The sequence below is a fragment of the Noviherbaspirillum autotrophicum genome, assembly GCF_000818395.1.
Classification (GTDB): domain Bacteria; phylum Pseudomonadota; class Gammaproteobacteria; order Burkholderiales; family Burkholderiaceae_D; genus Noviherbaspirillum; species Noviherbaspirillum autotrophicum.
The window spans coordinates 4503744-4528375 of record NZ_JWJG01000028.1 but is presented as its reverse complement, the minus strand read 5'-3'; the positions used below and the strand labels follow the sequence as shown (position 1 = coordinate 4528375).

General features: G+C 62.8%; 23 protein-coding genes. 5 read left to right on the top strand and 18 right to left on the bottom strand.

Annotated elements, in window-relative coordinates:
* The first annotated feature begins 2 nt into the window (after positions 1-2).
* Positions 3-905: a phenylalanine 4-monooxygenase gene (gene phhA, locus TSA66_RS22260; protein WP_040041569.1), complete on the top strand. Its 903-nt coding sequence runs from the start codon at positions 3-5 to the stop codon at positions 903-905.
* Here phhA and TSA66_RS22255 read toward each other — a convergent pair.
* Positions 898-1197, bottom strand: a complete 300-nt coding sequence (locus tag TSA66_RS22255; RefSeq protein ID WP_040041568.1) for an EF-hand domain-containing protein — start codon at positions 1195-1197, stop codon at positions 898-900. The genes phhA and TSA66_RS22255 overlap by 8 nt on opposite strands.
* Before the next feature lie 238 nt (positions 1198-1435).
* On the opposite strand from TSA66_RS22255, the gene TSA66_RS22250 reads away from it, so the two are divergent.
* On the top strand, positions 1436-5041 hold the full coding sequence (locus TSA66_RS22250; protein WP_040041567.1) for an indolepyruvate ferredoxin oxidoreductase family protein: 3606 nt from the start codon (positions 1436-1438) through the stop codon (positions 5039-5041).
* Between the two features lie 93 nt (positions 5042-5134).
* Here the strand turns inward: TSA66_RS22250 and TSA66_RS22245 are convergent, their stop codons facing one another.
* Positions 5135-5464: a hypothetical protein gene (locus TSA66_RS22245; protein ID WP_040041566.1), complete on the bottom strand. Its 330-nt coding sequence runs from the start codon at positions 5462-5464 to the stop codon at positions 5135-5137.
* A gap of 358 nt (positions 5465-5822) precedes the next feature.
* Between TSA66_RS22245 and TSA66_RS22240 the strand changes: the two genes are divergently transcribed.
* Positions 5823-6578: a DUF72 domain-containing protein gene (locus TSA66_RS22240; RefSeq protein WP_040041565.1), complete on the top strand. Its 756-nt coding sequence runs from the start codon at positions 5823-5825 to the stop codon at positions 6576-6578.
* A gap of 1 nt (position 6579) precedes the next feature.
* Here TSA66_RS22240 and TSA66_RS22235 read toward each other — a convergent pair whose 3' ends face one another.
* Positions 6580-8016, bottom strand: a complete 1437-nt coding sequence (locus TSA66_RS22235; protein WP_040041564.1) for a bifunctional serine/threonine-protein kinase/universal stress protein — start codon at positions 8014-8016, stop codon at positions 6580-6582.
* A 2-nt stretch (positions 8017-8018) separates the two neighbouring features.
* On the bottom strand, positions 8019-8762 hold the full coding sequence (locus tag TSA66_RS22230; protein WP_040041563.1) for a metallophosphoesterase family protein: 744 nt from the start codon (positions 8760-8762) through the stop codon (positions 8019-8021).
* Here TSA66_RS22230 and TSA66_RS22225 point away from each other — a divergent pair.
* Positions 8755-8961, top strand: a complete 207-nt coding sequence (locus TSA66_RS22225; RefSeq protein ID WP_040041562.1) for a hypothetical protein — start codon at positions 8755-8757, stop codon at positions 8959-8961. The two genes, TSA66_RS22230 and TSA66_RS22225, sit on opposite strands and share 8 nt — an antisense overlap.
* A gap of 13 nt (positions 8962-8974) precedes the next feature.
* On the opposite strand, the gene TSA66_RS22220 is transcribed toward TSA66_RS22225, so the two are convergent.
* From TSA66_RS22220 to TSA66_RS22175, 10 genes are all read right to left on the bottom strand, one after another.
* Positions 8975-11188 carry a TonB-dependent receptor gene (locus tag TSA66_RS22220; RefSeq protein ID WP_040041561.1) on the bottom strand — a complete coding sequence of 738 codons (2214 nt, stop codon included), beginning with the start codon at positions 11186-11188 and terminating at the stop codon, positions 8975-8977.
* A 183-nt stretch (positions 11189-11371) separates the two neighbouring features.
* A complete protein-coding gene (locus TSA66_RS22215; protein WP_040041560.1) occupies positions 11372-11911 on the bottom strand; it encodes a response regulator transcription factor in 540 nt (179 codons plus the stop codon).
* Positions 11901-13166: an ATP-binding protein gene (locus TSA66_RS22210; RefSeq protein ID WP_040041559.1), complete on the bottom strand. Its 1266-nt coding sequence runs from the start codon at positions 13164-13166 to the stop codon at positions 11901-11903. The genes TSA66_RS22215 and TSA66_RS22210 overlap by 11 nt, the downstream gene beginning before the upstream one ends.
* A gap of 84 nt (positions 13167-13250) precedes the next feature.
* Positions 13251-13964 (bottom strand): energy transducer TonB, encoded by a 714-nt coding sequence (locus TSA66_RS22205; RefSeq protein WP_052452526.1) that lies wholly within the window; start codon positions 13962-13964, stop codon positions 13251-13253.
* Positions 13965-14122: 158 nt separating this feature from the next.
* Positions 14123-14515 (bottom strand): DUF2946 domain-containing protein, encoded by a 393-nt coding sequence (locus TSA66_RS22200; RefSeq protein WP_040042882.1) that lies wholly within the window; start codon positions 14513-14515, stop codon positions 14123-14125.
* A gap of 188 nt (positions 14516-14703) precedes the next feature.
* Entirely contained in the window at positions 14704-15342 is a 639-nt protein-coding gene (locus tag TSA66_RS22195; protein ID WP_040041558.1) for a TetR/AcrR family transcriptional regulator, read from the bottom strand.
* A gap of 59 nt (positions 15343-15401) precedes the next feature.
* Positions 15402-17030, bottom strand: a complete 1629-nt coding sequence (locus TSA66_RS22190) for a GMC family oxidoreductase (RefSeq protein ID WP_040041557.1) — start codon at positions 17028-17030, stop codon at positions 15402-15404.
* A 23-nt stretch (positions 17031-17053) separates the two neighbouring features.
* Positions 17054-17572 (bottom strand): hypothetical protein, encoded by a 519-nt coding sequence (locus tag TSA66_RS22185; RefSeq protein WP_040041556.1) that lies wholly within the window; start codon positions 17570-17572, stop codon positions 17054-17056.
* Positions 17573-17637: 65 nt separating this feature from the next.
* Positions 17638-19077: a coniferyl aldehyde dehydrogenase gene (locus TSA66_RS22180; protein ID WP_084199815.1), complete on the bottom strand. Its 1440-nt coding sequence runs from the start codon at positions 19075-19077 to the stop codon at positions 17638-17640.
* 186 nt (positions 19078-19263) lie between these two features.
* On the bottom strand, positions 19264-20049 hold the full coding sequence (locus TSA66_RS22175; protein ID WP_040041555.1) for an AraC family transcriptional regulator: 786 nt from the start codon (positions 20047-20049) through the stop codon (positions 19264-19266).
* Between the two features lie 112 nt (positions 20050-20161).
* Here TSA66_RS22175 and TSA66_RS22170 point away from each other — a divergent pair, with 112 nt between their 5' ends.
* Positions 20162-21367 (top strand): YbfB/YjiJ family MFS transporter, encoded by a 1206-nt coding sequence (locus TSA66_RS22170; protein ID WP_040041554.1) that lies wholly within the window; start codon positions 20162-20164, stop codon positions 21365-21367.
* 48 nt (positions 21368-21415) lie between these two features.
* On the opposite strand, the gene TSA66_RS22165 is transcribed toward TSA66_RS22170, so the two are convergent.
* The 4 genes from TSA66_RS22165 to TSA66_RS22150 form a co-directional block, all read right to left on the bottom strand.
* Positions 21416-21679: a heavy-metal-associated domain-containing protein gene (locus TSA66_RS22165; RefSeq protein ID WP_040041553.1), complete on the bottom strand. Its 264-nt coding sequence runs from the start codon at positions 21677-21679 to the stop codon at positions 21416-21418.
* Between the two features lie 97 nt (positions 21680-21776).
* The gene (gene queC, locus TSA66_RS22160; protein WP_040041552.1) at positions 21777-22478 is read right to left on the bottom strand and encodes a 7-cyano-7-deazaguanine synthase QueC; all 702 of its coding nucleotides are present in this window, start codon (positions 22476-22478) and stop codon (positions 21777-21779) included.
* A 76-nt stretch (positions 22479-22554) separates the two neighbouring features.
* Complete coding sequence (locus tag TSA66_RS22155) at positions 22555-23307, bottom strand: DUF3108 domain-containing protein (protein WP_040041551.1); 753 nt, start codon at positions 23305-23307, stop codon at positions 22555-22557.
* A gap of 18 nt (positions 23308-23325) precedes the next feature.
* Entirely contained in the window at positions 23326-24438 is a 1113-nt protein-coding gene (locus tag TSA66_RS22150; protein ID WP_052452525.1) for a DUF3108 domain-containing protein, read from the bottom strand.
* Between the last annotated feature and the right edge of the window lie 194 nt (positions 24439-24632).

Genomic DNA, 24632 nt, shown 5'->3' with positions numbered 1-24632 from the left:
ACATGAACACCACGGTCGACCAGGCGGATTTCTTCAAGACGCTGGAAGAAAAATCGGACGGCGGAAAACTGCGCGGCAATTACAGCCTGGCAGACGAACGCTACGTCGTGCGGCAGGACTGGGCGTCTTACACGCGAGAGCAGCATGCGTTGTGGCGCCGGCTGTATCAGCGCCAGGCGAAGCTGGTGCCGGGCCGCGCCTGCGACGCGTTCATCGACAGCCTGGCCGGGCTGGACGCGGCCGATGCCATTCCGCAGTTCGAGCGCGCATCGGACGCGCTCTACAAGGCGACGCGCTGGCAGCTGGTCGCGGTGCCCGGGCTGATCCCGGACCAGACGTTTTTCGAGCATCTCGCCGCACGCCGCTTTCCCGTCACCGTCTGGCTGCGCGAACCGCATGAGTTCGACTACATCGTCGAGCCGGACGTGTTCCACGATTTCTTCGGGCATGTGCCGCTGCTGTTCAACCCGGTCTTCGCCGACCATCTGCAGGAATACGGCAAGGGCGGCCTGAAAGCCTTGAAGCTCGATGCATTGACTTATCTGGCGCGTCTTTACTGGTACACAGTGGAGTTCGGGCTGATCCAGAGCCCGCAGGGCTTGCGCGCGTATGGCGCCGGCATCCTGTCTTCCGGCGGCGAGATCGGGTATTGCCTCTCCAGTGCGAAGCCAAGGCGCATCCTGCTCGACGCCGAGCGCGTCATGCGCACTCGCTACAGAATCGACTCGTACCAGGAAACCTATTTCGTGATCCGCGACTTCGAGCACTTGTTTGCGGCCACCGGGCCGGACTTCACGCCGATTTATGCGCGCCTGAAGGCAATGGCATCCTTGCCGGCCAATAGTTTGCTGCCGGGCGAAGAGAACCTGCCACCCAACGTCAGTGCGGAGGAGAGCGTCAGCTAGAAACGCGGCTGCGGATTAAGGCGCGGAGTTCGTCGCGCGTGACCTTGCCATCCTTGTTGACGTCGAGACGGTCGAAATTCTCGACCACATGATTCATGCCGCCGCTCTGCGCTTCGGCTTTGGTCAGGGCGCCGTCGCCGTCCTTGTCGGCGGAACTGAATTGCGCGTCGAACTTCGCCAGGTATTTGGTGCGGATGGGCTGGCCTTCCATGCTTGGAACAACCTGGGTATAGGCAATGCCGCTGCCGAATAACGCACCGATGAGCGCGCATATGGCTACTACCTTCATCATGATGTGCTCCCAATAAATTTCTTTCCCAAATTCACTGTAAGAGCTAGCCAGGATGTTTCCATAAAGCATTTACCACTTGTTACAGCTGTTACCGCCATGCTGCGCCGTGCATTGAGCGCCGGAGTGGCCTGTGCTAATGTCGGTACTGTCAAAGAATAAAACGACGCGCTCACAAGGCTTGTCAGTTTGACAGCGAAACCATCGCACCCAAAGACACAATTTTTGGCTTGGAGACTCAATGAATGCACCCCTGACTTCCGGGCAGCGTCAGCTGCTGGATGACATTTCCCTCGACGACAAGTACACGCTGGAGCGCGGACGCGCCTTCATCACCGGCACCCAGGCGCTGATCCGGCTGGCGATCATGCAGCGCCAGCGCGACGTGAAAGCCGGGCTGAATACCGCCGGCTATATCACCGGCTATCGCGGCTCACCGCTTGGCAATGTCGACTTGACCGCGATGAAGGCGAAGAAGCACCTCGAAGCACATCACGTCAAATTCCATCCGGGCATGAACGAAGACCTCGCCGCGACCACGGTGTGGGGCACGCAGCAGGTCAATCTCTTCCCGGGCGCGAAATACGACGGCGTGTTCTCCATGTGGTATGGCAAGGGCCCCGGCGTGGACCGCTGCGGCGATGTCTTCAAGCATGCGAACATGGCCGGCACCGACCGCCGCGGAGGCGTGCTGGTGCTGGCCGGCGACGACCATGCGGCGAAATCTTCCACCACGGCGCACCAGAGCGAGCACATCCTGAAGGCCTGCGGCATCCCGGTGCTGTATCCGTCGTCGGTGCAGGAATACCTCGACTACGGCTTGCACGGCTGGGCGATATCGCGCTACACCGGCCTGTGGGTGGCGATGAAGTGCGTGACCGACATCGTCGAATCGGGGGCGTCGGTCGACCTTGATCCGGGGCGGGTGCAGATCGCGTTGCCGGCCGATTTCGAACTGCCGCCCGGCGGCCTGAACATCCGCTACCCGGACGCCGTGCTGGAGCAGGAAGCGCGGATGAACAATTACAAGTGGTACGCCGCGCTGGCCTACGTGCGCGCCAACAAGCTGAACCAGATCATCTGGGACAGCCCGCGCGCGAAGATCGGCATCATCACCGCCGGCAAGTCCTATCTCGACACGCGCCAGGCGCTGGCAGACCTTGGCATCGACGAGAATGTCGCCAGGGATATCGGCATTCGCCTGTACAAGGTCGGCATGACCTGGCCGCTGGAAGCGCAAGGCGTGCGCGAGTTCGCGCAAGGGCTGGAAGAGATCATCGTGGTCGAGGAAAAGCGCCAGATCCTCGAATACCAGCTCAAGGAAGAACTGTACAACTGGCGCGATGACGTGCGCCCGCGCGTGGTCGGCAAGTTCGACGATACCGGCGAGTGGAGCAACACCCATCGCGAGGGGCATGGTCACTGGCTGCTGCCCGCCAGCTACGAGCTCAATCCGGCGCAGATCGCGCGAGCCATCGCCACGCGCATCTCGAAGTATTTCGCCGGGCATCCGATCGAGCAGCGCGTGCGCGAACGCATCGCTTACCTGGAAGCGAAGGAAAACGTGCTCAAGGGGAGCAACGCCAAGCCCGATCCGGCCAAGGACCGCACACCATTCTTCTGTTCCGGCTGTCCGCACAACACCTCCACCAGGGTACCGGAAGGCAGCCGCGCGCTGGCGGGCATCGGCTGCCATTACATGGTGCTGTGGATGGACCGGCAGACGTCGACGTTTACGCACATGGGCGCCGAGGGCGTGACCTGGGTCGGACATGCCCCGTTCACCAACGAGAAGCATGTATTCGCCAACCTCGGCGACGGCACCTATTTCCACTCCGGCCTGTTGGCGATCCGCGCCGCGGTCGCGGGCAAGGTCAACATGACCTACAAGATCCTGTACAACGATGCCGTGGCGATGACCGGCGGCCAGCATGTGGACGGACCGCTCGATCCGGCGATGATCTCGCGCCAGATCGCCGCCGAAGGCGTGAACCCGATCGTGGTCGTGACCGACGAACCGGAAAAATACCCGACCGGAACCAACTGGGCGCCGGGCGTGACGATCCGTCACCGCGACGAACTCGATGCGGTGCAAAAGGAAATGCGCGAGGTCAAGGGCGTGTCGGCGATTATCTATGACCAGACCTGCGCCTCCGAAAAGCGGCGCCGCCGCAAGAAGGGCGAATACCCCGACCCGGCCAAGCGCGCGGTCATCAACGAAGCCGTGTGCGAAGGCTGCGGCGACTGCAGCGTGCAGTCGAACTGCCTGTCGGTGGAGCCGCTGGAAACCGAGTTCGGGCGCAAGCGCCAGATCAACCAGTCGAGCTGCAACAAGGATTTCTCCTGCGTGAAGGGCTTCTGCCCGAGCTTCGTCACGGTCGAAGGCGGCAAACTGAAGAAGCCGAAGAAGGCGGCCGTCGGCGACGAGTCGGGCGCGAAGAAGCTGCCCATCCTACAGGGCAGTAATCTGCCGCAGCCGCAGCTGCCGTCCACCGCGCAGCCGTTCGGCATCCTGGTGACCGGCGTGGGCGGCACCGGCGTGGTGACCGTCGGCCAGATCCTGGCGATGGCCGCGCACGTCGAAGGCAAGGGCTGCTCGGTGCTGGACATGACCGGCCTGGCGCAAAAGGGCGGGGCAGTGATGTCGCATGTGCGACTGGCCGATCATCCGGACGACATCTATTCGACCCGCGTCGGCACCGGCGCTGCAGACCTCGTGATCGGTTGCGATGCGATCGTCACCGGCAGCCGCGACGCGCTCTCGCGCATGGGCGAAGGCCGCACACATGCGGCGGTCAATACCGCCGGCTCGCCCACCGCCGCCTTCGTGAAGAATCCGGACTGGCAATTCCCGGGCACCGCCGCCGAGAACGAGATCCGCCATGCCTGCGGCAGCGAGCGTGCCGATTTCATCGATGCCGGGCGTGTCGCGACCGCCTTGATGGGCGATGCGATCGCCACCAACATGTTCATGCTCGGATATGTATGGCAGAAGGGCTGGGTGCCGCTGTCGGAAGCGGCCGTGATGAAGGCGATCGAACTGAATGGCGTGTCGGTCGACTTCAACAAGCAGGCTTTCGTCTGGGGACGTAACGCGGCACACGACCGGGCCGCCGTCGAACGCCTGGCCAAACTTAACGACACGGCCGCGCAGGTGGTCGAATTCAAGCGCGCACCATCGCTCGAACAGGTGATCGACACGCGCGCCGAATTCCTCGCACAGTATCAGGATGCCGCCTATGCCAGGCAGTATCGCGACTTTGTTGAAAAGGTGCGCGCCGCCGAGCACTGCGTGGCCGGAACGAAGCCGCTGCGCCTGACGGAAGCGGTGGCGCGCTATCTGTTCAAGCTGATGGCCTACAAGGACGAGTACGAGGTGGCGCGCCTGTATGCGGACTCCGCATTCCAGGCCAAGATCGCCGGCATGTTCGAAGGCGATTACAAGCTCAAATTCCATCTTGCGCCGCCGCGGTTCGCGCGGCGCGACGCCGAAGGGCACCTGATCAAGCAGGAGTACGGGCCGTGGATGATGAAGGCGTTCGGTGTGCTGGCGAAGCTGCGGTTCTTGCGCGGTACGGCGTTCGATGTATTCGGCCATACTGCCGAGCGCAAGACCGAGCGCGCGCTGATCGGGCAGTACAAGGACATGGTCGAGGCGCTCTTGCCGAAACTGAGCGCCGACAACCTGGCCAAGGCAGTCGCGCTGGCCCGTATTCCGGAAGACATCCGCGGCTTCGGTCATGTGAAGGAGCGGAACCTGAAGGCGGCGAAGGAAAAGGAAGCAGCGCTGCAGAAGGAATTCAATGAGCCGCAAGTGGCCGCGCCGGGCTCGCAGCATGCGGCGTAAGAAGCCGCATGCGCAATGGTGAAAAATCACGGGAGGGAACAGGCCCCGCCATTTCGAGCCGCCGCTCCGATGTCGGGGTGGCGGCTTTCCTGCTCATCCCAGCTGATAACGCAGTGCCGACACCTCGATGTGGGTAAGGATGACGGCGCTTTTCAGCTGGTAATTGGTGCCATCGGACGGGCGGAGTTTGCGCTGCGCGTGGTCGCTGGTGCGTGCGAGGTCTTCGACACTGGCCCGGATGCGGCCGGCGTCGCGCGACTGTAGCGCCTGCTGCGCCTGGGTCGCACGCTCGCCGAGCTCGTCCACGTAATGCTTCAACTCCGTCGGCACCCCGTTGTCCAGGTGGCAGGCGCGCGCGGCATGGTCGATGGTACGGTCAATGAAGCTTAGGCGTTGTTGAATTTCCTCTCTTTGCACTTTCATTCGCGACTCCTACATGATTCCGGGATGAACTGATGGGCGCTCCGCAATTGATGCAACAGCCAGTCAAGGGTCGGATGCAACGAATGAAGTCAAGCGCAGTGCCAGACTAGAGCACTTTATTTGATGCAAGTCGAATAACAAAGTTCCGAGAGAAAATGCTTCCGCCTTAGGCTGATTTTTCATATCACTCCAATCTGCTTGATATATGCCGCGTCCGCTAACAACCGCGAGGATTTAGCGGGTTTTTCTGATGTCCAAGCAAATGCGCTTGCTGCACCGCGCAATCCGCTGTAGGTACTGTCTAGTGCTCTCTGGGGCATCACCTCGTTTTCGCTTTATTCACCGCATATTGCACGGCATGGAGAAAACTTCTGCAGCACAGCATGAGCGCGCGATATTCATCGGCTGCGCCGGCTGGAGCATTCCGGCGGCGGCCCAGGAAGCCTTCCCCGCCGACGGCAGCCATCTGGAACGCTATGCCGCCATCTTTCCCGCCGTGGAAATCAACTCCTCGTTCTACCGGCCACATCGGCCCTCGACCTATGCGCGCTGGCGCGACAGCGTTCCCGATACGTTTCGCTTTGCAGCAAAAGTGCCAAAGGCAATCACGCATGAACTGCGCCTTCGGCAGGCAGACGAACCATTGAAAAAATTCATCGATGAAGTGGCGCATCTTGATGAAAAGCTCGGTTGCCTGCTGGTGCAGCTGCCGCCAAGTCTGGACTATGACCAAGCTGCCGCGCAGCGGTTCTTCGGCCTGCTGCGCAGTTTGACGCATGTCGCTGTCGCGTGCGAAGCACGCCATGCAACATGGTTTACGAAGGAAGTGGCCGCGATGCTGGCCGGATTCGATGTGGGCCAGGTACTTGCCGACCCGCAGATTGCCCCCTTGCCTGATGCGCCGCACAAGAGCGGCACCGAGTACGTCCGGCTGCATGGTTCGCCGGTGATGTATTACTCGGACTATACGGAGGATTACCTGGACCGGCTTGCCGCCACCCTCGATGCACAGGCACAGGGTGGCCGCCAGGTATGGTGCGTATTCGACAATACCGCGAACGGCGCGGCTGTGCCGAATGCGCTGGCATTGCTGGCGCGCCTGCGCCGCGCTTGAATCAGGCCGCGCTCGCGTCGGCCGACGACGAACTGTCGCCGCCGCTCTTGACGACCGTAACCGTGCAGTCGGCCTGCGCCACCACCTGAGATGAAACGCTGCCGAGGTAGCGCCGCAGCACCGAGCTGCCGCGCGAGCCGATCACGATGTGGTCGACGTCATTGACCTTGGCATAGTCGATGATGGCCGCCGCCGCGTCCGGTGCTTCCAGCACATGGTAGGTGATCTTTTCCGGATCGAGCGCAAGCGGGCGCGCCCAGTGCTTCAGGCCGACCAGGTGCTTGACGTGGATGTTGCGGCCCTTCTTGTCGACCACCTCGTCCATGCCGATGCGGTTGGTCTTCTGCACGGTCACGCATGCAAGCCGCGCTTCGGGGGCGGTTTGCAGGATGCGGCGCGTGATCACGCGCAGCGCTTCGGCCAGCGCTTCCGACCCTTGCGTCAGGTCGATGGCGACCACCACGATCGGCGCGCGCGACAGCTGCTCGGAGGCCGATTGCTGCGGCATGGCTTCCATGCCGACCGAACGGAACCAGCGCCGCATCACCTTGAACAAGCCGTCGCGCACCCGCTTTTCCGCGCGTGCCGTCAAGGTCACCTGATCCGGATTCTGCAGGTCGAAAGCCACCTGCGCGGCCGTGCTGTAACGCCGGGCGGGATTGACTTCGAGGCAATGCAGGATGACTTCCTGCAGCCACGCCGGGATCCTGGCGTTGATGGCGCGCGGCGGCACCGGATCGCGCCACAGGCGCCGACGCAGGCCGCGCACCGACATGGGATTGCCCAGCGGTCGCTCGCCGGTCGCCAGGTGGTACAGCAGCACGCCCAATGCGAACAAATCGCTGCGCGGGTCGTTGCGGATGTTGAGGACCTGCTCCGGCGAGATGTAGGGGCCGGTGCCCATCGGCAGGCGGAATTCCTCGGCCAGCAGGTCCGGCAGCTTGTCGTGCCGCGCCAGGCCGTAGTCGATCAGGATCGCCTCGCCGCTTTCGCGGAACATGATGTTGCTCGGCTTGATGTCGAGATGGATCACGTTCTGCTTGTGCAGGTCGTGCAGCGCATTGGCGACCTTGATGCCGATGGCAGCGACATCTTCCACCGGCAGCGGCGCGTCGTCGAAGCGCGCGCGCAGCGATTTGCCGGCAAGGAGTTCCATCACGATGTAGGGCTGCGCCGTGAAGTCGCCGGCGGCGACGTAGCGCGGCACATGGATGCCCGACAGCTTGGGCATGATCATCTGCTCGACTTCGAAGCCGACGATGGCGGCCGGATCGTGGTTGTCGCCGAGGATGGGAAGCTTCATCAGCAAGGGCGCGGCGCCCGGTGCGTCGCTCTTGCGCCGCACGCGCCACAGCACCGCCATGCCGCCCTTGTGCAGTTTTTCTTCCAGCACGAAGTCGTCGATCACCATGCCCGGTTCAAGACGCGTCGCCACCATCGCTATACTCCCTGGAGCAGGCGGTTGCTGAGGCTTTGCGGCAAGCCGGCGGCACGTATCTTGGCTGCCGCCGTTTCATAGTCGTAAGGCACGCGGAAATAGATCAGCTCATGCGAGTTGTCATCGTACAGCGCGTAGCACGCCGCCGGGTTGCCGTCGCGCGGCTGGCCGACGGAGCCTGGAATGACGAGCCAGCGGCGCAGCGTCACCAGCGGGATGCTGCTGTCGCCGGTCGGCACGAACGACGAGATCTTGCCCGTCATCGACAGGTTGTACAGCGCCGGCTCGTGCACGTGGCCGCAGAAGGTCACGCGGCAGCGCGTGGCGTGCATGCTCTTGACCGCCTCGTTGGTGCCGGTGATGTACTCCCACTGGCGCGGCTCGGCCGCGCTTGCATGCACGAACAGGCAGCCGCTGGCTTCGGCGGTCAGCGGCAGGCCGGCGAGGAAGGCCAGCTGGCTCTCGTCGAGCTGCGCGCGCGTCCACTCGACCACGGCGCGCGCCTGCGGATTCATGTGCTTGCCCGGTTCCTGCAGCACCGCCACGTCGTGGTTGCCCGACACCGCGATCGCGCCTTGCTGCACATGCTCGCGCACGGTGTCCACTACCCAGGCCGGATCGGCACCGTAGCCGACCAGGTCGCCCAGGAAGGCGTATCGCTGCGCGCCGCGCTCGGCGGCATGGGCCAGGCACGCCGTAAGCGCTTCGCGGTTGGCGTGGATATCGGTGAGGATGGCGATGAGCATGGTTGCCTGCGTGCGTGTGGAAGGTCAATGGCGCGGGGTGCGCACGACGGTCAATCCTACTCCGATTACCTTTGAGTTTGCTTACAGCGCCGTAAGGAATAACGGCTGCGTCAAACTGCGCGAAATCGACAGGAACCTCGCGCTCGACATCGATGGCAAGACGAGGTTTTTTTTGACCGTCCATGACTACCAGACGTGAACGATCAACCCGGTCAGAACTTGACGCTCAGCCCCGCGTACAGCGAGCGGCCCATGCCGGGCACGGCGATGCCGTAGGGAGCGCCCGCGCCGTTCAGCGACATGGTGGTGCCTTGTCCGATGTAGGCTCCCCCGAGCGGCTGGGCATAAAACTTGTTGAGCGCATTGTCGATGCCGATGTCGACCCGATAACGCTTCGTATCGTAGCTCGTGCGCAGGTTCAGCAAGCCGTAGCCGGCTGTCTTGATTTCGTTGCGCACCTGCGAAACCTGCGACTTCGCGCTCACCAGCACTTCTTCGATGGTGGTGGTCCAGTTTCCCATGCGGTGCTCCAGGGTCAGGCGCGCATTGAGCGGCATGATGTTGTAGAGCCGCTCGCCGGTGCTGGTGTCTTTTCCGTCCACGTAGCTGATCACGCCTTTGCCGGTGAAGGCGCCGAAGCCTGCCAGCTTGCCCAGCCCGGCAAAGCCGGACAGGTCAAGCCCGTACAGCCGGGCATCCCGGTTTGCCACTTTCAGATAATTGAAACGATTGGGGGCGCACGTGGTCAGGCACTGCGCATCAACATAGTTGTCCACGCGCGTGTAGTACGGCGTGATTTTCATGCCCCAGTCATTGTCGGCGCCGTCATGCCAATCCATCGTAAAGCTGAGGGTGTGCGCCACTTCCGGCTTCAGATTCATGTCGCCCACGTAGCCGTTGCCGTCATTGAGCCAGTTGTTCATGGTCATGGCCATGCCATTGGTCGACCAGGTATAGCGTTCGTACAGGCTCGGAGAGCGCGACTTGCGCGAATATCCGCCTTCATACGTCTGGCGGGCGTTCGGTGTATAGCGCGCCAGCGCGGTCAAGTTGATGTTGTCGTCGGTCTTCTTGCGATTGCTGGCGTTGAATGGCGCGGCGTTGTTGCTGTACATGGTGTTATAGCCCTGCACATTGCCTGCATCCATCTTGACCGTGTCGCTGCGGATGCCCATCAGGGTGAGCCACTTCGGCGACCACTCGGCTTCCCATTCCGCAAACACGTCGAACCGATCCCGCTTGCCGTTATTGATGTTCCAGAACGTGTCGGGCGACATCATCTTGGAATTGGCTACCGGCGCCCACCAGTCATCCAGGCGATAGCGTTGTACCTCGCCGCCCACGCGCAGCAAATCGCGCTCCGACAGGGTAATGTCGGCCTTGAGCGACACGCCGGTATTGCTGCCATCGGTATCCATCGGCATGCCAGCCACATTGTGCGCTGCGCCGTACCAGTACAGCTTGTCGTCTGCAAAGTCCATCTTGTGCCGCGTCGTCTCGTGATACACGCGCGCCGCGAGCGTGCCCCAGGCGAATTCTCCGGTGTAGCCGGCATTGAGCTGGGTGCTCCTGTTGTCCGTCATATCCATATGCTGGTTGGGAAAACCCTGATAAGGAATATGCTGGAAGCCGGCCTTCAAGTCGAACAGGTGGCCGCCGCCGCGAAGGGCAATGCCGAGCGAATGGTTTTCCGCCTTGTAGCTCGACGATGCCACCTCGTCGCCGCCAATCCAGTGGTCGCCGGTTTTTGTCCAGGTGGCGAGCGTTCCGGGCTTGAATGCCTGTGCAGCCTTGTAGTTATCCGATTGTTCGGTGGAGCCGTTATAGGTAACGCTGAGGCGCTCGTTGGCCGCCGTTGCGGATGCATGCACGCCATGGGCATTGCCGTTGGAACGATAAAAGGCGCCTGCCTCGCCCGTGGTGAGCAATCCCTCGCCGGCATCGGCAAAGCGTGGAGCCTTCGAGCCGACGATGATCGCCCCGCCGATACTGTCGCCGCCCACGCTGACCGGGACCAGGCTGGAGTAGATCTTGAGGTTTTCAACGTTGGATGGATCAATATATGAAAGAGGCGGATTCATATGGTTGGCGCAGGCGGAAACGAGGTCCATGCCATCCACCTTGATGCGATTGCGATCGTCGGCCAGACCATGAATGACCGGCAGGCTGGAGACGCCGCCCGCAGCCGACAGGGAAACGCCGGGTACGTCATTCAAGAGCTGTGCGCTATCGCTGAGCGCGGCCCGTTTGCCCGCCATGGCGTCGGCGTTGGACGTGCCTGCCGCCATCGGCAAGGGAACAGGCTTGGGGGCGCGAACGACGACCTCCTCCATGACTTGGTCCGGGTCGGCATGGGCCGGAGTTGTGCCGGCAAACAGCGTGGCGATCGCCAGCGCCGCTGCGCGGGGACGAAAATGGTGTTGCATGAATTCTCCCAATAAATGCTGCGTACTGATTTGTTTCTAATTTGCAATGCGCAATTATGGGAGTGCGGGTGTGCACTGGAAATGCGACCAATTGTCGCAGTTCCGATCTGTAGGAAAAGCACGGAGCGCCACCGGAGATACGGCAAGCCGGTACGATCCCAAACGGTTTCATTGGCCGCGCCGTTACCGGGAAACGGGCTTCTTTGTCAGCTTTCTTTGCAGTGTGCGCCGATGCATATGCAATGCCCGTGCCGTTGACGAGATGTTGCCTTGATGTTCAGCCAGCACACGCTGAATGTGTTCCCACTCGAGACGTTCGACCGTCAAGGGCGTCAGCTCTTCGGGGGGCGGCAAGAGTGGGGCTTGTGCCGCATTGAACTGCAATGCGGACAGGATCGAATCGACGTTGACCGGCTTTGCGAGGTAATCGTCGGCGCCCAGCTTGATTGCCCGGACTGTGGTGGCAATGCTTGCGTAGCCTGTCAATACCAGCAGGCCGGCATGCGGCAATGCACGGCGCAAGGGCGCGATCCACTGAAGACCGGAATCGTCTTCCAGATGCAGGTCGATCGTTACGAAATCGAACGCGGTTCGGGCGGCCGCCTGCACGGCTTGCTCGCCGCTGTGCGCGATAGTCACCGCCAGTCCGCGCCGTTCCAGCGAGCGCGCCAGCGTGGCTGAAAACACGTGATCGTCGTCGAGCAGGAGGAATTCAGGTTTCATGTAGCGGTAGCGTGACGGTCGCCATCGTGCCGGCGCCTGGAACTGAGGACAAGGTGATGCGCGCGCCGATCTGGCGCGCGCTGGCAAAGGCGAGCATCAGGCCGATTCCGAGGCCTCCGCACGCGCTCTCGACTTGCTCGCTGCCAAGCCGGTTCAGCAGTTCGGGAGCAATGCCCGGGCCCTTGTCCTCGACGCGAATGACAGCGCAATCGGACTGGACGTCGAGGTGAACCCCGACGGGGGTATTCGTCGCCGATGCGGCATGCGCGGCGTTATCTAGCAGGATGAGCAGAATCTGCCCGAGATCGCGCGCGTGGCGTATGCGCGCCTCGCTTGCGCCTGCGTACAGCTTCAGCCTGGTGCCAGGGCAGCGCACGCGCCACTTCTCTACGAACTGCGCCAGCCAGCCCGCCACTCCGACGGAGTCCTGCGTTCGCACCGCGCCGCCTGCGGCGTCGCCCATGCGCTCAAGCGACGCCTTGCAAAGCGCAATTTGCATTTCGATGGTTGCAATGTCGTCGCGGTATGCCGCGAGCGCGGCATGCTGGGCGAAGTCGTGCTTCAAATCGCCGGCAATCAGCGCAATGGTCGACAGCGGCGTGCCGATTTCGTGCGCCGTGCTCGCCGCCTGCGTTCCTAGCGCAATCATCTGCTCGTTTTTCAAGTGCCGTTCCCGGGCCAGCGCCAGCTGCGCATCCTTTTCACGCAACATGCGCGAACGGCGCCCCACGAACCACGTGATCAAGCCTGCGGACAGCGCAAAATTGATCCACATGCCCACCAGGTGATAGTTCATCGCCATGTCGTGGTCCGTCACGTGCAGCGGAACATAGCGCGACATCATGAGCGAATAGGCGGCCAACGAGCACATCGCCAGGACCAGCGCGAGCCGCCACGGCAGGATGGCCGCGGCCACGGCCAGCGCCGGCAGGTAGAGCGACACAAAGGGATTGGTGGCGCCGCCGGTCAGATACAGCATGGCAGACAGCGCGGCAATATCGATGAACAGCTGGAAAAATAGTCCCCCATCACCAACCGGCTCCGGTCGCTGCATGCGCCGCCAGGTTCCCAGGTTAAACGCGCCAAGCAACGCCATGACGGCGAGCACAGGCGCCAGCGGCAAGGACACTTCCAGCCGCCACGCCGCAACAGCCACGCCAAGCGCCTCGAAAAAAAGCGCGATGGTGCGCATCCACACCAATCGGCCAAGGGCTTCATGCTGCGGCAAGGGCTTGAGGATCAAGGGAAATTGCATGGCGTGTTTAGAGTGATCCAGTATGGGCGGGAACCTGATTCCATCGCTTGTCGCTGCAAGCAGGGGGGCTGTGTCGAGCGCTCATCATCCCTCCAGCCGGAAGACAATCGGCACGACGACGCTGGCGGCGACCGATTCCGCTCCGCGCCGCGCGGGGATGAAGCGCCACTTGCGCACCGCGTCCATGGCCGCTTCGTCGAGGCGGGGGAAGCCGCAGGTCTGCTTGAGCTGGACGTTGTCGGCCTCGCCGGATGCAGACACCTGCACCAGCAGCAGCACCTTTCCTTCTTCGCGCGACTTGCGCGCCAGCCGCGGATAAACAGGGGCTGGATTTTGCAGATAGGCCGCATCGAAACGCGCAGCCGTCACCGGCATCGGCACAGGCGACGGCGACGCTTGTTCCATTACTGGGGCCGACGGCTGCGGAGCGGCGGCGACGTTGGCCGGCGTCTGCTGGGCAGTGGACGCCGCCGTTTGCATCGCCGTCTGCTGTGCCGGCGCAGCAGGGCGCGCGGTGGCTGGCGGCAGTGGCTTGGGCGAGGGGATGCGCGGTTTCGCCTGCGGGGCAATGGGCCTGGGCGGCTCCTGCGGCGGCGGGGCGGACAGCGCGATGGCGCGCACCACCATGGGCAACGGCGCCGGTTCGGCTGGCGCATCGAGCTGGGTATGCCATGCCCATGCGGCGAGCGTGAGGTGCATGCCGATCACGATCGACAACCTCAGTAGCCGAGTACCGATCGATTTACGCGCCTTGTCGCCGCGCTCAGTGCGCAACGATGTTAGTAGCAGGTACTTCATCGACATCTCATTGAAAAATGGAAGCCTGACGAACACGCCCGCCGGAACGGCAGCTTGGGCGTGTCAGGTCAGGCGGCGTGCAGCGGCAAATAGCGGCAGCCGCGGTAAGCGGTTGGAGCTGATCGCTGCGCGGGCAGCGAATCCGGCCTCAATAGCGGTCAGGAAAGGGCGGGTGGGGCGCGCGACGGCGCGTTCGTCCAGGCGAAGAGCGGTCGGGGCGATCGATCGTCGAGGCGCGGCAGCGCTTGCTTGCCGCTGGCAATCGGAAGCACGAAGCCGGCGGTGGGAGGCAGGCCGGTCTGCCCGGTATGCGTGAAACAGAATGAGCAGTGGTTAGAATGCACGCCTTTTTCCGCCGGCGTGGAAGGGGCGGCATGCTGCTTGTCGTTCAGCTTGAGCAGTTTGGGTCCGGTGTGCGTGCAAACCTCGACCCAGCCTGGAGCGGCGCGCTTGGGTTGGGGCATTGCGTGGGAAATGAAAGGCGCAAACGCCGCCAGCAGGACCGCAAAAGCGGCGAGCCAGGCAGTAAATCGGCGCGTCAATCGAGTCATTTCCATCGAGGGGATTTGTTAGCATCCGGGGCGCCATACTCTTTACCAGTCGGGCCCCGGACTGTGCGAGATCAAATCATATATTCCGTGCTTAAGCTTAACGATTGATTTGAGTCAATGTTCACAGAATTTGGCACAGAGTCTACGCCTTGCTGCAGCCCGAATAGAGGCAAGGAAAAGAACTGCGACTAGCGGCTCTCGCGCTTGAAAATCTCGAACAGGCGTTGCGCCATCCGGTCGCCGGCGCCTTCATTGCCGGCCAAATGCTGCTGCATGTGATAACGAATCAATCCGTCGATCATCAGGTACAGGCTTTCGGCATCGAGGGTCAGCTCCAGCCCGCTCACTGCGTGCACCTTGTTCAGGAAACGCTCGCACAGCGTGATGAGATGCGCTTCGATCTCATCTGCCACTGGGCGAAATACCGGATCAAACAACGCCTGCGTGCGCAGGTCGTACCACAGGCGATGGGTGTGCCCGTCTTCCTCGACCACGCCGGCCAGGGTGCACACCGTGGTGCGCAGCAATTCTTCAAGGCTGGCCGCGTTATCGATCATGGTGGTCAGCTCGTGGACAAAATTCTCCTTGTAGAGCTGCAAACCGTAGACCAGCAGGTGATTCTTGTCCTTGAAATAATAATGAATGATGCCCAAGGATGTGCCGGAGCGGGCCGCAATCTCGCGCAGGTTCAGGCGTGCGAATCCGAGGTCGGCCAGCGCGGCCAGCATGTGCCGGGCGACTTCCTGCTTTTTGTCCGTTTGCTTTTCCTGCTTCTCGACGCTCTCGGACTTGCTGGCGGATGTTTTTTTCAAATCATTCAACTTCATGCTGCGGCACTGCTCCACACCGATAGGACGGCGTCATTTTACTCCGGCACATCTGTGCATTACGCGCTCTGCAATACCGGTGCCGGCTTGCCGGTCAACTGCTGCGCCAGCGTGCTGGCCAGACGGCAGGTGACGCCGTAGATCGACAATTGCGGATTGGCGCCAATCGACGTCGGGAACAGCGAGCCGTCATGCACCGACAGGTTCGTCACCCCGTGGTAGCGGCCTGCGGAAGACACCACGCCCAGCTTCGTGTCGTCCGACATCGTGCAGCCACCCATGACGTGCGCCGATACCACCCGCGCGAGCAACGGTTTGTACGGCAGCGCCTCGATCGCCTTCTTCGCACCGGACCAGCTGGTATAGCCTTCCGCCAGTTCATGCACCGGATACACCGTTTTCGCGCCGGCTTCGAACTGGATTTGCGCCATCGTGAGCAGGGCACGCCGCGCGCCGTCCCAGACAAAATCGGTGATCGGGTAATCCAGTACCGCAGAGCCATCGTCCCGCAGTTCCACCGAGCCGCCGGGCGATTGCTCGTGAAAGCCGTCACGCAGCAGCGCGAGGATGGTGTGCATGTGGGGGAACTGCCGCATGAGTCCGGCATGGCGTTCGCCGAAGCCGTTGAGCGTGGTCGAAAACAGCAGCGGGTGCAGCGGGGGCACTTCCAGCTTGTAGCCGATCGGTCCGTCGACGGCATCCGTGTGCAGGAAATGATCGGAATAGATCGACTGGGGCGCACCGGAAAAGCCGTCGACCTTGTGGTCGAACAGCGCCGCCGACAGCACGACCGGATGCAGGAAGGTGCGCTTGCCGAGCAGGCGGTGCGGGTCCGGCGCATTCGAGCGCAGCAGAAGGCCGGGCGAATTGATGGCGCCGCCGGCCACCACGTAGTGCCGGGCGCGTACCGTGATCGTCTTGCCGGACGGCGCCAGGCCGTCCGCATCCAGCGCCACGCACGACAGGCTGTCGACGCTGTCGCCCTTGAAATTGAGCTTTTCGGCGCGCGTGCGCGTCAGCAGGAGCGCGCCGCGCGACAGCGCCGACGGGATGGTGGTCACCAGCATCGATTGCTTGGCATTGGTCGGGCAGCCCATGCCGCAGTAGCCGAGGTTCCAGCATCCGTTCACATTGCGCGGAATGACGGCCGTGGAAATGCCGAGCTTTTCCGCTCCGCGCCGCAGCAGGCTGTTGTTTTCGTTGGGCGCGCCGGCCCAGGGCGCGACATGCAGGCGCTGTTCCATTTGCGCGAACCAGGGCGCCAGCGCCTCCGGGGAGTAATCCTTCAGGCCGAAGTGTTTTTGCCAGTAGCCCAGCGTGGCTGGCGGCGTGCGAAAGCTCGACGTCCAGTTGACCGTCGTCGATCCGCCGACGCTGCGTCCCTGCATGATGCTGATCGCCTTGTCCTTAGTCTTGCGCGCGGCAGACTCCTGGTACAGAGCCGGATAGGCCTGCGCCTCGCGCATCTTGAAATCCTTGGACGACTTGAGCGGGCCCTCTTCGATCAGCAGAACCTTCAAGCCGGCCATGCTCAGGATTTCCGCGGTCACGCCGCCGCCGGCGCCGGTGCCGATGATGGCCACGTCCGCCTCGAACTGGCGGCTGGCGTCGAGCGTGGAGGCGTCGATGACCTTCCAGCCGGAGGCAAGGCCGGCCTGGATCGGATCGGTGATGGATCTGGTGTTCATGATTGTCGTTGTCATCGTCTGTCTCAGCTGAGTTCCTTGATCGGGCCAGGGTATCCAATGGAGGCCCACGTCGATTCGTCCGCATACCAGGGGCCGACGACGAGGTCGTGCAAGGCGTGATAGGCGGTCTGCAGCATGCCGATGCGGTGCATGCGCCAGCTTTGCAGGAAAGCGGCGACGTCTTCCTGTTTTGCATTCGCCCAGTCATCGGGCAGGCCTGCCAGGAAGCGGCGGGCAGGCGCCAGCGTGAGCAATGCGAACAGGTCCTGGATTTCCTTCTGGGTGCGCAGCGGCAGGCCCAGGATCGCACCCTTGGTGCGTTCGACGGAGGCCTGCACGTCGGCTGGTCCCGGACGCAGTGCGCCAGCCAGGATCACCGGGGCGATTGCCGCCAGCACCTTGTGCGCGCCGTCATCGAGAACAAAGCGGTGCGGCACCTCGGGAGCCCGCGTGAGACGGTAAATGCCGCCCGCCGTAGCGAGCGCCAGTCCGCCGACAATGCCGACCTTCAGGAAAGATCGGCGAGAAAGCGCTTTTGACATATGTCTCCTCTTTTATAAAACCCCGGCATCTTTGTCGGCCGGTATGGTTGCCTTGCGCGGATAGCTTATCGGATCATGATCCGCATCATCTGCCGGAATCGCTTGCCATAGGGGGGCTGCACCAGCCACATGCCGTTCAGGCGCGACTGGTAGACGACCGGCTTGAGTTTGGAAAACGTGTCGAAGCCGTCCTTGCCGTGATAGACGCCCATGCCGCTGCCGCCCGCGCCGCCGAACGGCAGGTCATCCTGCGCGATATGCAGCAGCGTGTCATTGACGGTCACGCCGCCGGCCACGGTTTGCGTGACCATGCGATCGACACTGGCGCGGTCGCGGTCGAACATATAGAGAGCCAGCGGGCGCGGGTGCGCGTTGACGTAAGCGATGGCTTCATCGAGCGATGCATAGCTCATGACCGGCAGGACCGGCCCGAAGATTTCTTCCTGCATGACCGTCATGTCGTCGGTTACGCCGGTCAGCAGTACCGGCGCCAGCCGCCGCCCGCCCGCCGCCTGGTCGTCTGCCGCCAGCGAATGGACGGCGGCGCCGGCCTGAGCGGCGTCATCGATGAGCGACAGCAGGCGATTGTGGTGCCGCTCCGTGATGATGCTCGCGTAGTCCTGGAATTGCCGGCTGGCCGGATACAGCCGGTTGAACACCGCGCGCGCGGTATCGATGAACCGTGTCTCGTCACCTTTCGGCAGCAGCACATAATCGGGGGCGATGCAGGTCTGCCCTGCATTGAACAGCTTGCCGCGCAGGATGGATGTCACCGCCGCATCGAAATCGGCATTGGCGCCGATGATGGCCGGCGATTTGCCGCCGAGCTCCAGCGTCACCGGCGTCAGGTTTGCGCTGGCGGCATGCATGACGTCCCGCCCGACGCGGGTTGAGCCGGTAAACAACAGATGATCGAAGGGCAGGCCGCTGAATGCGCGCGCTACGTTCGCGTCGCCATTGACGACGGTGACTTCGGCGGGATCGAAATAGGTGCGGATCAGGGTGGCGAAATGCGCAGCGAATTCAGGCGTCAGCTCGGACAGTTTCAGCATCGCCCGGTTTCCTGCCGCGAGGGCGCCTGTCAGCGGCCCCACTGCCAGAAACAGCGGATAGTTCCATGGAACGATGATGCCGATCACGCCCAGCGGCTGGGGCAGCAGTATCGACCGTGCCGGCCTGAACCACAATCCGGTCCGGCGCCGGCGCGGCTTCATCCATTTCTTCCCGTGGCGCAGCGCATGGTCGATGCCGCCTGTCGAGGGGAAGACTTCCAGCAAGTCGGTTTCCGCCGGCGGACGATGGGAAAAGTCGCGATCGATCGCTGCGGCGATGCTGGCGCGGTTTTCCATGACCAAGGCGCGCAGTCGGCGCAGGCGGTCGGCCCTGACTTCCCACGCCGGCAGCGGCGCCTGGCGCTGGGCTTCGCGCTGCTTGTGCAATGCCGCGATCAGCTCCCCGCTTATCTCCTCGTCAAGCGCGGCTTCCGGTGGCCGGAACATATCCATTTTTTTGTCTCCTGGTAGGTGGCTTCCTGCCGCATGCAACGGCATACCCCTTGAATTTGGACAAGTGTCCAAAATAATAATAATTCAATGGTATGTCGTATTTGGACAACTGTCCAGTTGATTAATGCGCCTGGCGGGACGTCTCTGCTGCAGCGGTAGTCGCTGCCTGGCTGCCGTTCAACCCGGTTATTTCTTGCGCCACTCCGATGGCGGGCATCCCATTTCCTGGTGAAACATGTAGGTGAAGGCGGACGTCGAGGCATAGCCCAGCGCCAGAGCGATCTCCGTCACGCTGCGCCCTGCGCACAACCATTCCACGGCCAGGAACAAGCGCAGCCGGTAGCGCCATTCCCGCAGGCTGAGACCCACTTCCTTTTCGAACCGGCGCGCCAGGGTCCGGGCGGAGGCACCGAGGGCCTGACCCCAGTCGTCGACGCTGCGCGCATCGGCAGGATTGGCATACAGTGCTTCGCACATCCGGTGCAGCATCGGCGTCTGCGGCCAGGGCAAATGGAAGTCCAGGGCGGGCAAGCGCCTGAGCTGTTCCAGGATCAGAGCGTTCAGCTTGTCGACATACGCCTCGTCCTCGACATCGCGGCTGGCATTTTCCAGCTCGACGATCAGCGCCCGCAGCAATGGCGTCACGGAAAAGACCGTGCATGCCGCCGGCATCCCTGAGGCTGGCATGTCGTCGACGTACAGGTTGCGAAACGCCGCATCGTTCAGCGCCCCTGTGCTATGTACGACGCCGGTCGGCACCCAGATCGCCTGTTCCGGCGTGATCACGTACCAGGAGCCCGCGACCTTCACTACCAGGGTGCCCGAGGTGGCATAGACGAACTGGTTCCAGCGGTGGCTATGCGGCGGAAACATCTGCCCGGCAGATAGATTCTGGGTGCGCGGGAAAATGGCTTTCGGCAGGGCCGCCATGTCGGGGACGTCGATCGTGATCCAGTCGTGTGTCTGGCGCATGGGTTCCTGCGAAAAGTGTCGGTTCATCGATACATGTCGTCATTCTATCGAAAGACGGAAAAAGGGCATGCCGATAGCATGGTGGCATCGATGATCCGTTCGAAGGCAACCCATGCATCCCGTCACCGCCTCGCTGTCGCCGGCCAGTAACGCCGAGCGCTCCCGCGTCATTTTTGCCGGCGTCTGCGCGCTGATTTTGACAGCCGGCCTTGCGCGCTTCGCGTACACGCCGATGCTGCCGATCATGCAGCGGGAAGCCGGCCTGTCGCATCTGGCCGGCGGCTGGCTGGCGACCATCAACTATGTCGGCTACATTACGGGCGCACTCCTGGCTGCCTCGATTGGCGACTTGCGCCGGAAATTCCTGCTGTATCGTGGGGGGCTCGTGCTGGCGGTTGCGAGCACGGCGGGCATGGGACTGACCGACAACTTGACGCTCTGGGCAATCCTGCGCGCCGTCGCGGGCCTGTCGACGACCGCCGGCATGCTGCTGGCGTCGGGCCTAGTGCTGAACTGGCTGATCCGTAAAGGACACCGGCCCGAGCTCGGGCTGCACTTTGCTGGGCTCGGATTGGGCATCGCCGTCTCGGGGCTGGCCGTGGCCGCCATGGTCGACCGGCTCGCCTGGGAGCAGCAGTGGATGGTGCTGGGCCTGCTCGGCGTGGCGTTTTTCCTGCCAGCCTGGCGCTGGCTGCCCGCTCCGCTGCCGGCCCAACCCGGCGCGGCAAATATGGCAAGAAGGCCGCCGCATGCGCGATGGATGAAACTGCTGATCGCGACGTACTTTTGCGCCGGCTTCGGCTATGTCATCAGCGCCACCTTCATCGTGGCGATTCTTGAAAAATTGCCAGTGCTTTCAGGGAAGGGCGGCTGGGTATGGGTCATAGTTGGCGTTGCGGCCGCGCCATCCTGCTTTCTGTGGGATCGCATTGCGCGCGCCCGCGGCGAGATCGCCGCATTGTTGCTCGCCTACGGGCTGCAGACGGTCTCCATCATCCTGCCCGTGGTCACGGCCGACACGGCCTTGAATCTCTTCGGCGCGGCCCTGTACGGCGCGACCTGCATCGGCATCGTCAGCCTGACCTTGTCGCTGATCGGCCGCCGCTTCCCGGAGAATCCGGCCAAGGCCATGGCCCGCTTAACGCTCAGCTATGGCGCCGCGCAAATTATTGCGCCCGCCATGGCGGGCTACATCGCCACGGCAACTGGCAGCTACCGCGGAGCATTGATCGTTACTGCAGGTGTTATGGGCCTCGGGATGCTGCTGCTGGTGGCCCTGCGCAAACAGGAGAAATCGGAGCGCGTTGCCAGTGCATGACAGGACCGACTTGCGGCCGGCGCTGCACTGGCAAGTCGAATCAGGCGTTTAGCTGCAGCTGCAACCGCCGCCGCCACCGCCGCAGCCACCGCTCGGGTTGGCCGCCACGATGGCGTAGCCGGCATTCGCCAGCACTGCCCGCAGGCTTTGTTTCGATGCGCGATCCGGATTGAATTGCACGCTCAATTCGTTGCGCAGCAGCGAAGGCGTGACGGCGCTCACGCCTTCGACGGCGCTCAGCACGCGTACGGCGTTGGCCAGGGATTCCTCGGTAGTCGCGGTTTTAAATTGAAAAACTTCGGATTGCATCATGCGTCCTTTGATTGACAGTAGGCTGGGGAATGGAAACTAAGATTCATTTTAAATGAATCTTTGAAGCCTGTGAATGTCTGTCGGGTGGCGAATGATGTTATTCCTGCCTGAACTGGCGATATCCGCGTGCGCGCAGCTCGCATGCCGGGCAGGTGCCGCAGCCGTGGCCCCAGTCGTGCAGCGCGCCGCGCTCGCCGAGGTAGCAGGTGTGGGTGTCGGTGCGGATCAGGTCGACCAGGGCCGGGCCGCCCAGTTCCTCGGCCAGACGCCAGGTCGCTGCCTTGTCGATCCACATCAGCGGCGTGTCGATTTTCAGGCGGGTTCCCATGCCTAGGTTGAGCGCGACCTGCAGCGCTTTCATGGTGTCGTCGCGGCAGTCGGGGTAGCCGGAAAAATCGGTTTCGCACATGCCGCCGACCAGCACGTCCAGGCCGCGCCGGTAGGCGACGGTGGCGGCGACGGTCATGAACAGCAGGTTGCGACCGGGCACGAAGGTATTCGGCAAGCCGTTTTCTTGCATCGCAATCTCGACGTCGCTGGTCAGCGCGGTATCCGAGATGCGCGACAGCAGGGACAGGTCGATCATGTGGTCTTCACCCAGCCGGCTGCTCCAGTCGGCCGACAGCGCGCGCATTTTTTGCAGCAGGCCCGGGCGCACCGCCAGTTCGATCGCATGCCGCTGGCCGTAATCGAAGCCGATGGTTTCGACATGGGCGTAGTGCGCCAAGGCCCAGGCCAGGCAGGTGGTGGAGTCTTGCCCGCCGCTGAACAGGACGAGCGCACGGCTGGATTGCATCATGGGGATAACCGTCGGAATAAGGTAGGGAAAGGAATGCCGGCATTGTAGCGCGGGCGCCGCGCCGGCTGCGGCCTTGTCAGGACGCGCTCTTGCCGATCTTTTCCAGCGTCTGCTCGATATAGTCGGCATCCGGCTCGGTATAGCGCAGGCGCACCGGATACCACTCGTGCTGCGGCGACAGCCAGATATCGACATGCTGCCCGCCGGATTCGGCCGCCGGTTCCTTCAGCACATGCAGCGTGTTCAGCTCGCCCAAGGGCGTACTGATCTTTTCGCGTTCCACCACCTTGAAGGTCCAGGGTTCGGCGTCGCGCTGGCCGGCCACGAAGAACGTCCATTCCGTGCCCGGTTTGAACTTCGCCGGCGCCGCCCGCGCCACCGCAATGAGTTGCCACATCGCGCTGTTGCGGTCTTGTTCGCCGCCGCGCAACGGATAGGTTTGCTCGGAGGTGGTGAAGCGGATGGTGCCGGCATCGCGATCGAAGGTGGTGGTGGTGCGGTCGCGGCGAAAGCGCTTTTCAGTGAAGCTCAGGGGCGCCAGGCCATAATCGTCGACAATGCCTTCGCTGCGGGAATCGAGAATTTTCCCGAGCAGCATGGCGCGCGCTTCGCTCGCCACCGAGAACTTCTTGCCGTTGACTACCCAATGCACCAGCGCGCTGCCGCCGAGCTGCAAGCCGCTCTGCTGCGCCGTGATCGCATAGCTGAGTTCGGCTGACGGCGGCAGGTTGAACTTGTACTTCGTCATTGGAGCGTCGGGCGGCTGGGCAGCCGCCAGCGACAGGGCGCATGCCAGCAGCGCTGGCAGGACAATACGGAGGGACTTCATGTGTTTTCCATGGAATATTCAATGCGCGGCAACGGGTTCGGCTTTCGCCAGCGACAAGTCGTAGTAGTCGCCATTACGATAGGTTTCGCGCACCTTGACCGGGTACCACTCCTGCTGCGGCGCGAACCAGATGTCGATGGCCCGGTCGTACGAACCCGGTTTCGGCAGACGACGGACATGCCAGGTGCCGAGCTTGCCGTTGGCCGACTCGAGGTCTTCGGCGCCGACCACGGCGAAGTGCCAGGTTTCGGCGTCGCGCGGGCCAGCGACAAACAGGTCGAAGGTGGCACCGGGGTAAAACTGCGAAACATCGCCACGCCCAATCCCGGCGAGTTGCCAGATGACGCTAGCACGATCCTGCTCGCCGCCGTGATAGGGATATACCGCTTCCGAGGCAGAAAAACTGATCTTGTGGTTTTCATGCTGGAAATGCGTGTTCGTCACCGCCTTGCGCCATGGCTTCTCGCTGTACAGCACCGGAGCCAAGCCAAGATGATTGATCCGGCCTTCGCTCTGGAGGTTCAGCACGGTGATGCGGAACAAGACCGTCACCCCCGCTTCGATCGTCGCCGTGTAACTGTCAGGCGTCGCTTCCCAGCGGTACATGCCGGACCCGTACCAGGTCTGCCCTTCACGCAATACCTTGACGTCGTACGTCAATTCAGCCGACGGCGGCGGATTGAACTGGTAGCTGACCGGCGGCACCGGCGACACTTGCTGCGGCATGCTTGCCGTTTCGCTTGGCCCGGTGCCTGCGCTGGCGGCCTCGGCCGGTGCGTCGCTCGTCTGCGGAGGGGCTTCGACGACTTCTGGCGCGGGTTGCGTCAGCGCTGACGGGGACGGCGCGGCGTTGACCACCGGTGGCGCGGGCGGCGGTGTCGTCCGGCGTGGCTTGGCCTTTTTCGGCTTGGGCTTGGACGCGGCAACCTGCGGTGGCGGCGCCGGCGGCGCTGGCGGGGGCAGCAGTTCGGTCGTCATCACCGTATCCTTCTGCCGCGGCCAGGCAGGCATGCCGAGACGGCCCTCGGCCCAGTTGAACGCGACGACATGCAGCAGGATCGACGCGACCAGCAGCGCGATCCAGCGCTTGCTCGCCGCGCGCTGCTGTGCCGGAAAGAAGGTTTTCATCATCCTGGTAGTTTACCAACCTAATGGATCCCGAAGGATTTCAGTGAGTTAACGGAGAGTGTGGATTCACGATGACAAGGCAGGTTCCTCGCACTTGTTACCCATTGTTTCAAGAACGCAAGATTGCCTTCTGATCTAGCGCATGAAGAATCCGGGCGAAACCGGAACCTTTATCATTTTGTTCACTCAGCTAATCT

Coding starts and splice junctions, on each gene's coding strand:
- TSA66_RS22235 (WP_040041564.1), bottom strand. CDS start 8,016: ATGGTGGCGACGCGTCTTGAACCGGGCATGGTGATCGACGACTTCGTG.
- TSA66_RS22220 (WP_040041561.1), bottom strand. CDS start 11,188: ATGCAACACCATTTTCGTCCCCGCGCAGCGGCGCTGGCGATCGCCACG.
- TSA66_RS22190 (WP_040041557.1), bottom strand. CDS start 17,030: ATGAACACCAGATCCATCACCGATCCGATCCAGGCCGGCCTTGCCTCC.
- TSA66_RS22225 (WP_040041562.1), top strand. CDS start 8,755: ATGAGCATGGTTGCCTGCGTGCGTGTGGAAGGTCAATGGCGCGGGGTG.
- phhA (WP_040041569.1), top strand. CDS start 3: ATGAACACCACGGTCGACCAGGCGGATTTCTTCAAGACGCTGGAAGAA.
- TSA66_RS22175 (WP_040041555.1), bottom strand. CDS start 20,049: ATGCGCCAGACACACGACTGGATCACGATCGACGTCCCCGACATGGCG.
- TSA66_RS22210 (WP_040041559.1), bottom strand. CDS start 13,166: ATGCAATTTCCCTTGATCCTCAAGCCCTTGCCGCAGCATGAAGCCCTT.
- TSA66_RS22155 (WP_040041551.1), bottom strand. CDS start 23,307: ATGAAGTCCCTCCGTATTGTCCTGCCAGCGCTGCTGGCATGCGCCCTG.
- TSA66_RS22215 (WP_040041560.1), bottom strand. CDS start 11,911: ATGAAACCTGAATTCCTCCTGCTCGACGACGATCACGTGTTTTCAGCC.
- TSA66_RS22185 (WP_040041556.1), bottom strand. CDS start 17,572: ATGTCAAAAGCGCTTTCTCGCCGATCTTTCCTGAAGGTCGGCATTGTC.
- TSA66_RS22150 (WP_052452525.1), bottom strand. CDS start 24,438: ATGATGAAAACCTTCTTTCCGGCACAGCAGCGCGCGGCGAGCAAGCGC.
- TSA66_RS22170 (WP_040041554.1), top strand. CDS start 20,162: ATGCATCCCGTCACCGCCTCGCTGTCGCCGGCCAGTAACGCCGAGCGC.
- TSA66_RS22250 (WP_040041567.1), top strand. CDS start 1,436: ATGAATGCACCCCTGACTTCCGGGCAGCGTCAGCTGCTGGATGACATT.
- queC (WP_040041552.1), bottom strand. CDS start 22,478: ATGATGCAATCCAGCCGTGCGCTCGTCCTGTTCAGCGGCGGGCAAGAC.
- TSA66_RS22205 (WP_052452526.1), bottom strand. CDS start 13,964: ATGAAGTACCTGCTACTAACATCGTTGCGCACTGAGCGCGGCGACAAG.
- TSA66_RS22200 (WP_040042882.1), bottom strand. CDS start 14,515: ATGACTCGATTGACGCGCCGATTTACTGCCTGGCTCGCCGCTTTTGCG.
- TSA66_RS22240 (WP_040041565.1), top strand. CDS start 5,823: ATGGAGAAAACTTCTGCAGCACAGCATGAGCGCGCGATATTCATCGGC.
- TSA66_RS22255 (WP_040041568.1), bottom strand. CDS start 1,197: ATGATGAAGGTAGTAGCCATATGCGCGCTCATCGGTGCGTTATTCGGC.
- TSA66_RS22195 (WP_040041558.1), bottom strand. CDS start 15,342: ATGAAGTTGAATGATTTGAAAAAAACATCCGCCAGCAAGTCCGAGAGC.
- TSA66_RS22230 (WP_040041563.1), bottom strand. CDS start 8,762: ATGCTCATCGCCATCCTCACCGATATCCACGCCAACCGCGAAGCGCTT.
- TSA66_RS22180 (WP_084199815.1), bottom strand. CDS start 19,077: ATGGATATGTTCCGGCCACCGGAAGCCGCGCTTGACGAGGAGATAAGC.
- TSA66_RS22245 (WP_040041566.1), bottom strand. CDS start 5,464: ATGAAAGTGCAAAGAGAGGAAATTCAACAACGCCTAAGCTTCATTGAC.
- TSA66_RS22165 (WP_040041553.1), bottom strand. CDS start 21,679: ATGATGCAATCCGAAGTTTTTCAATTTAAAACCGCGACTACCGAGGAA.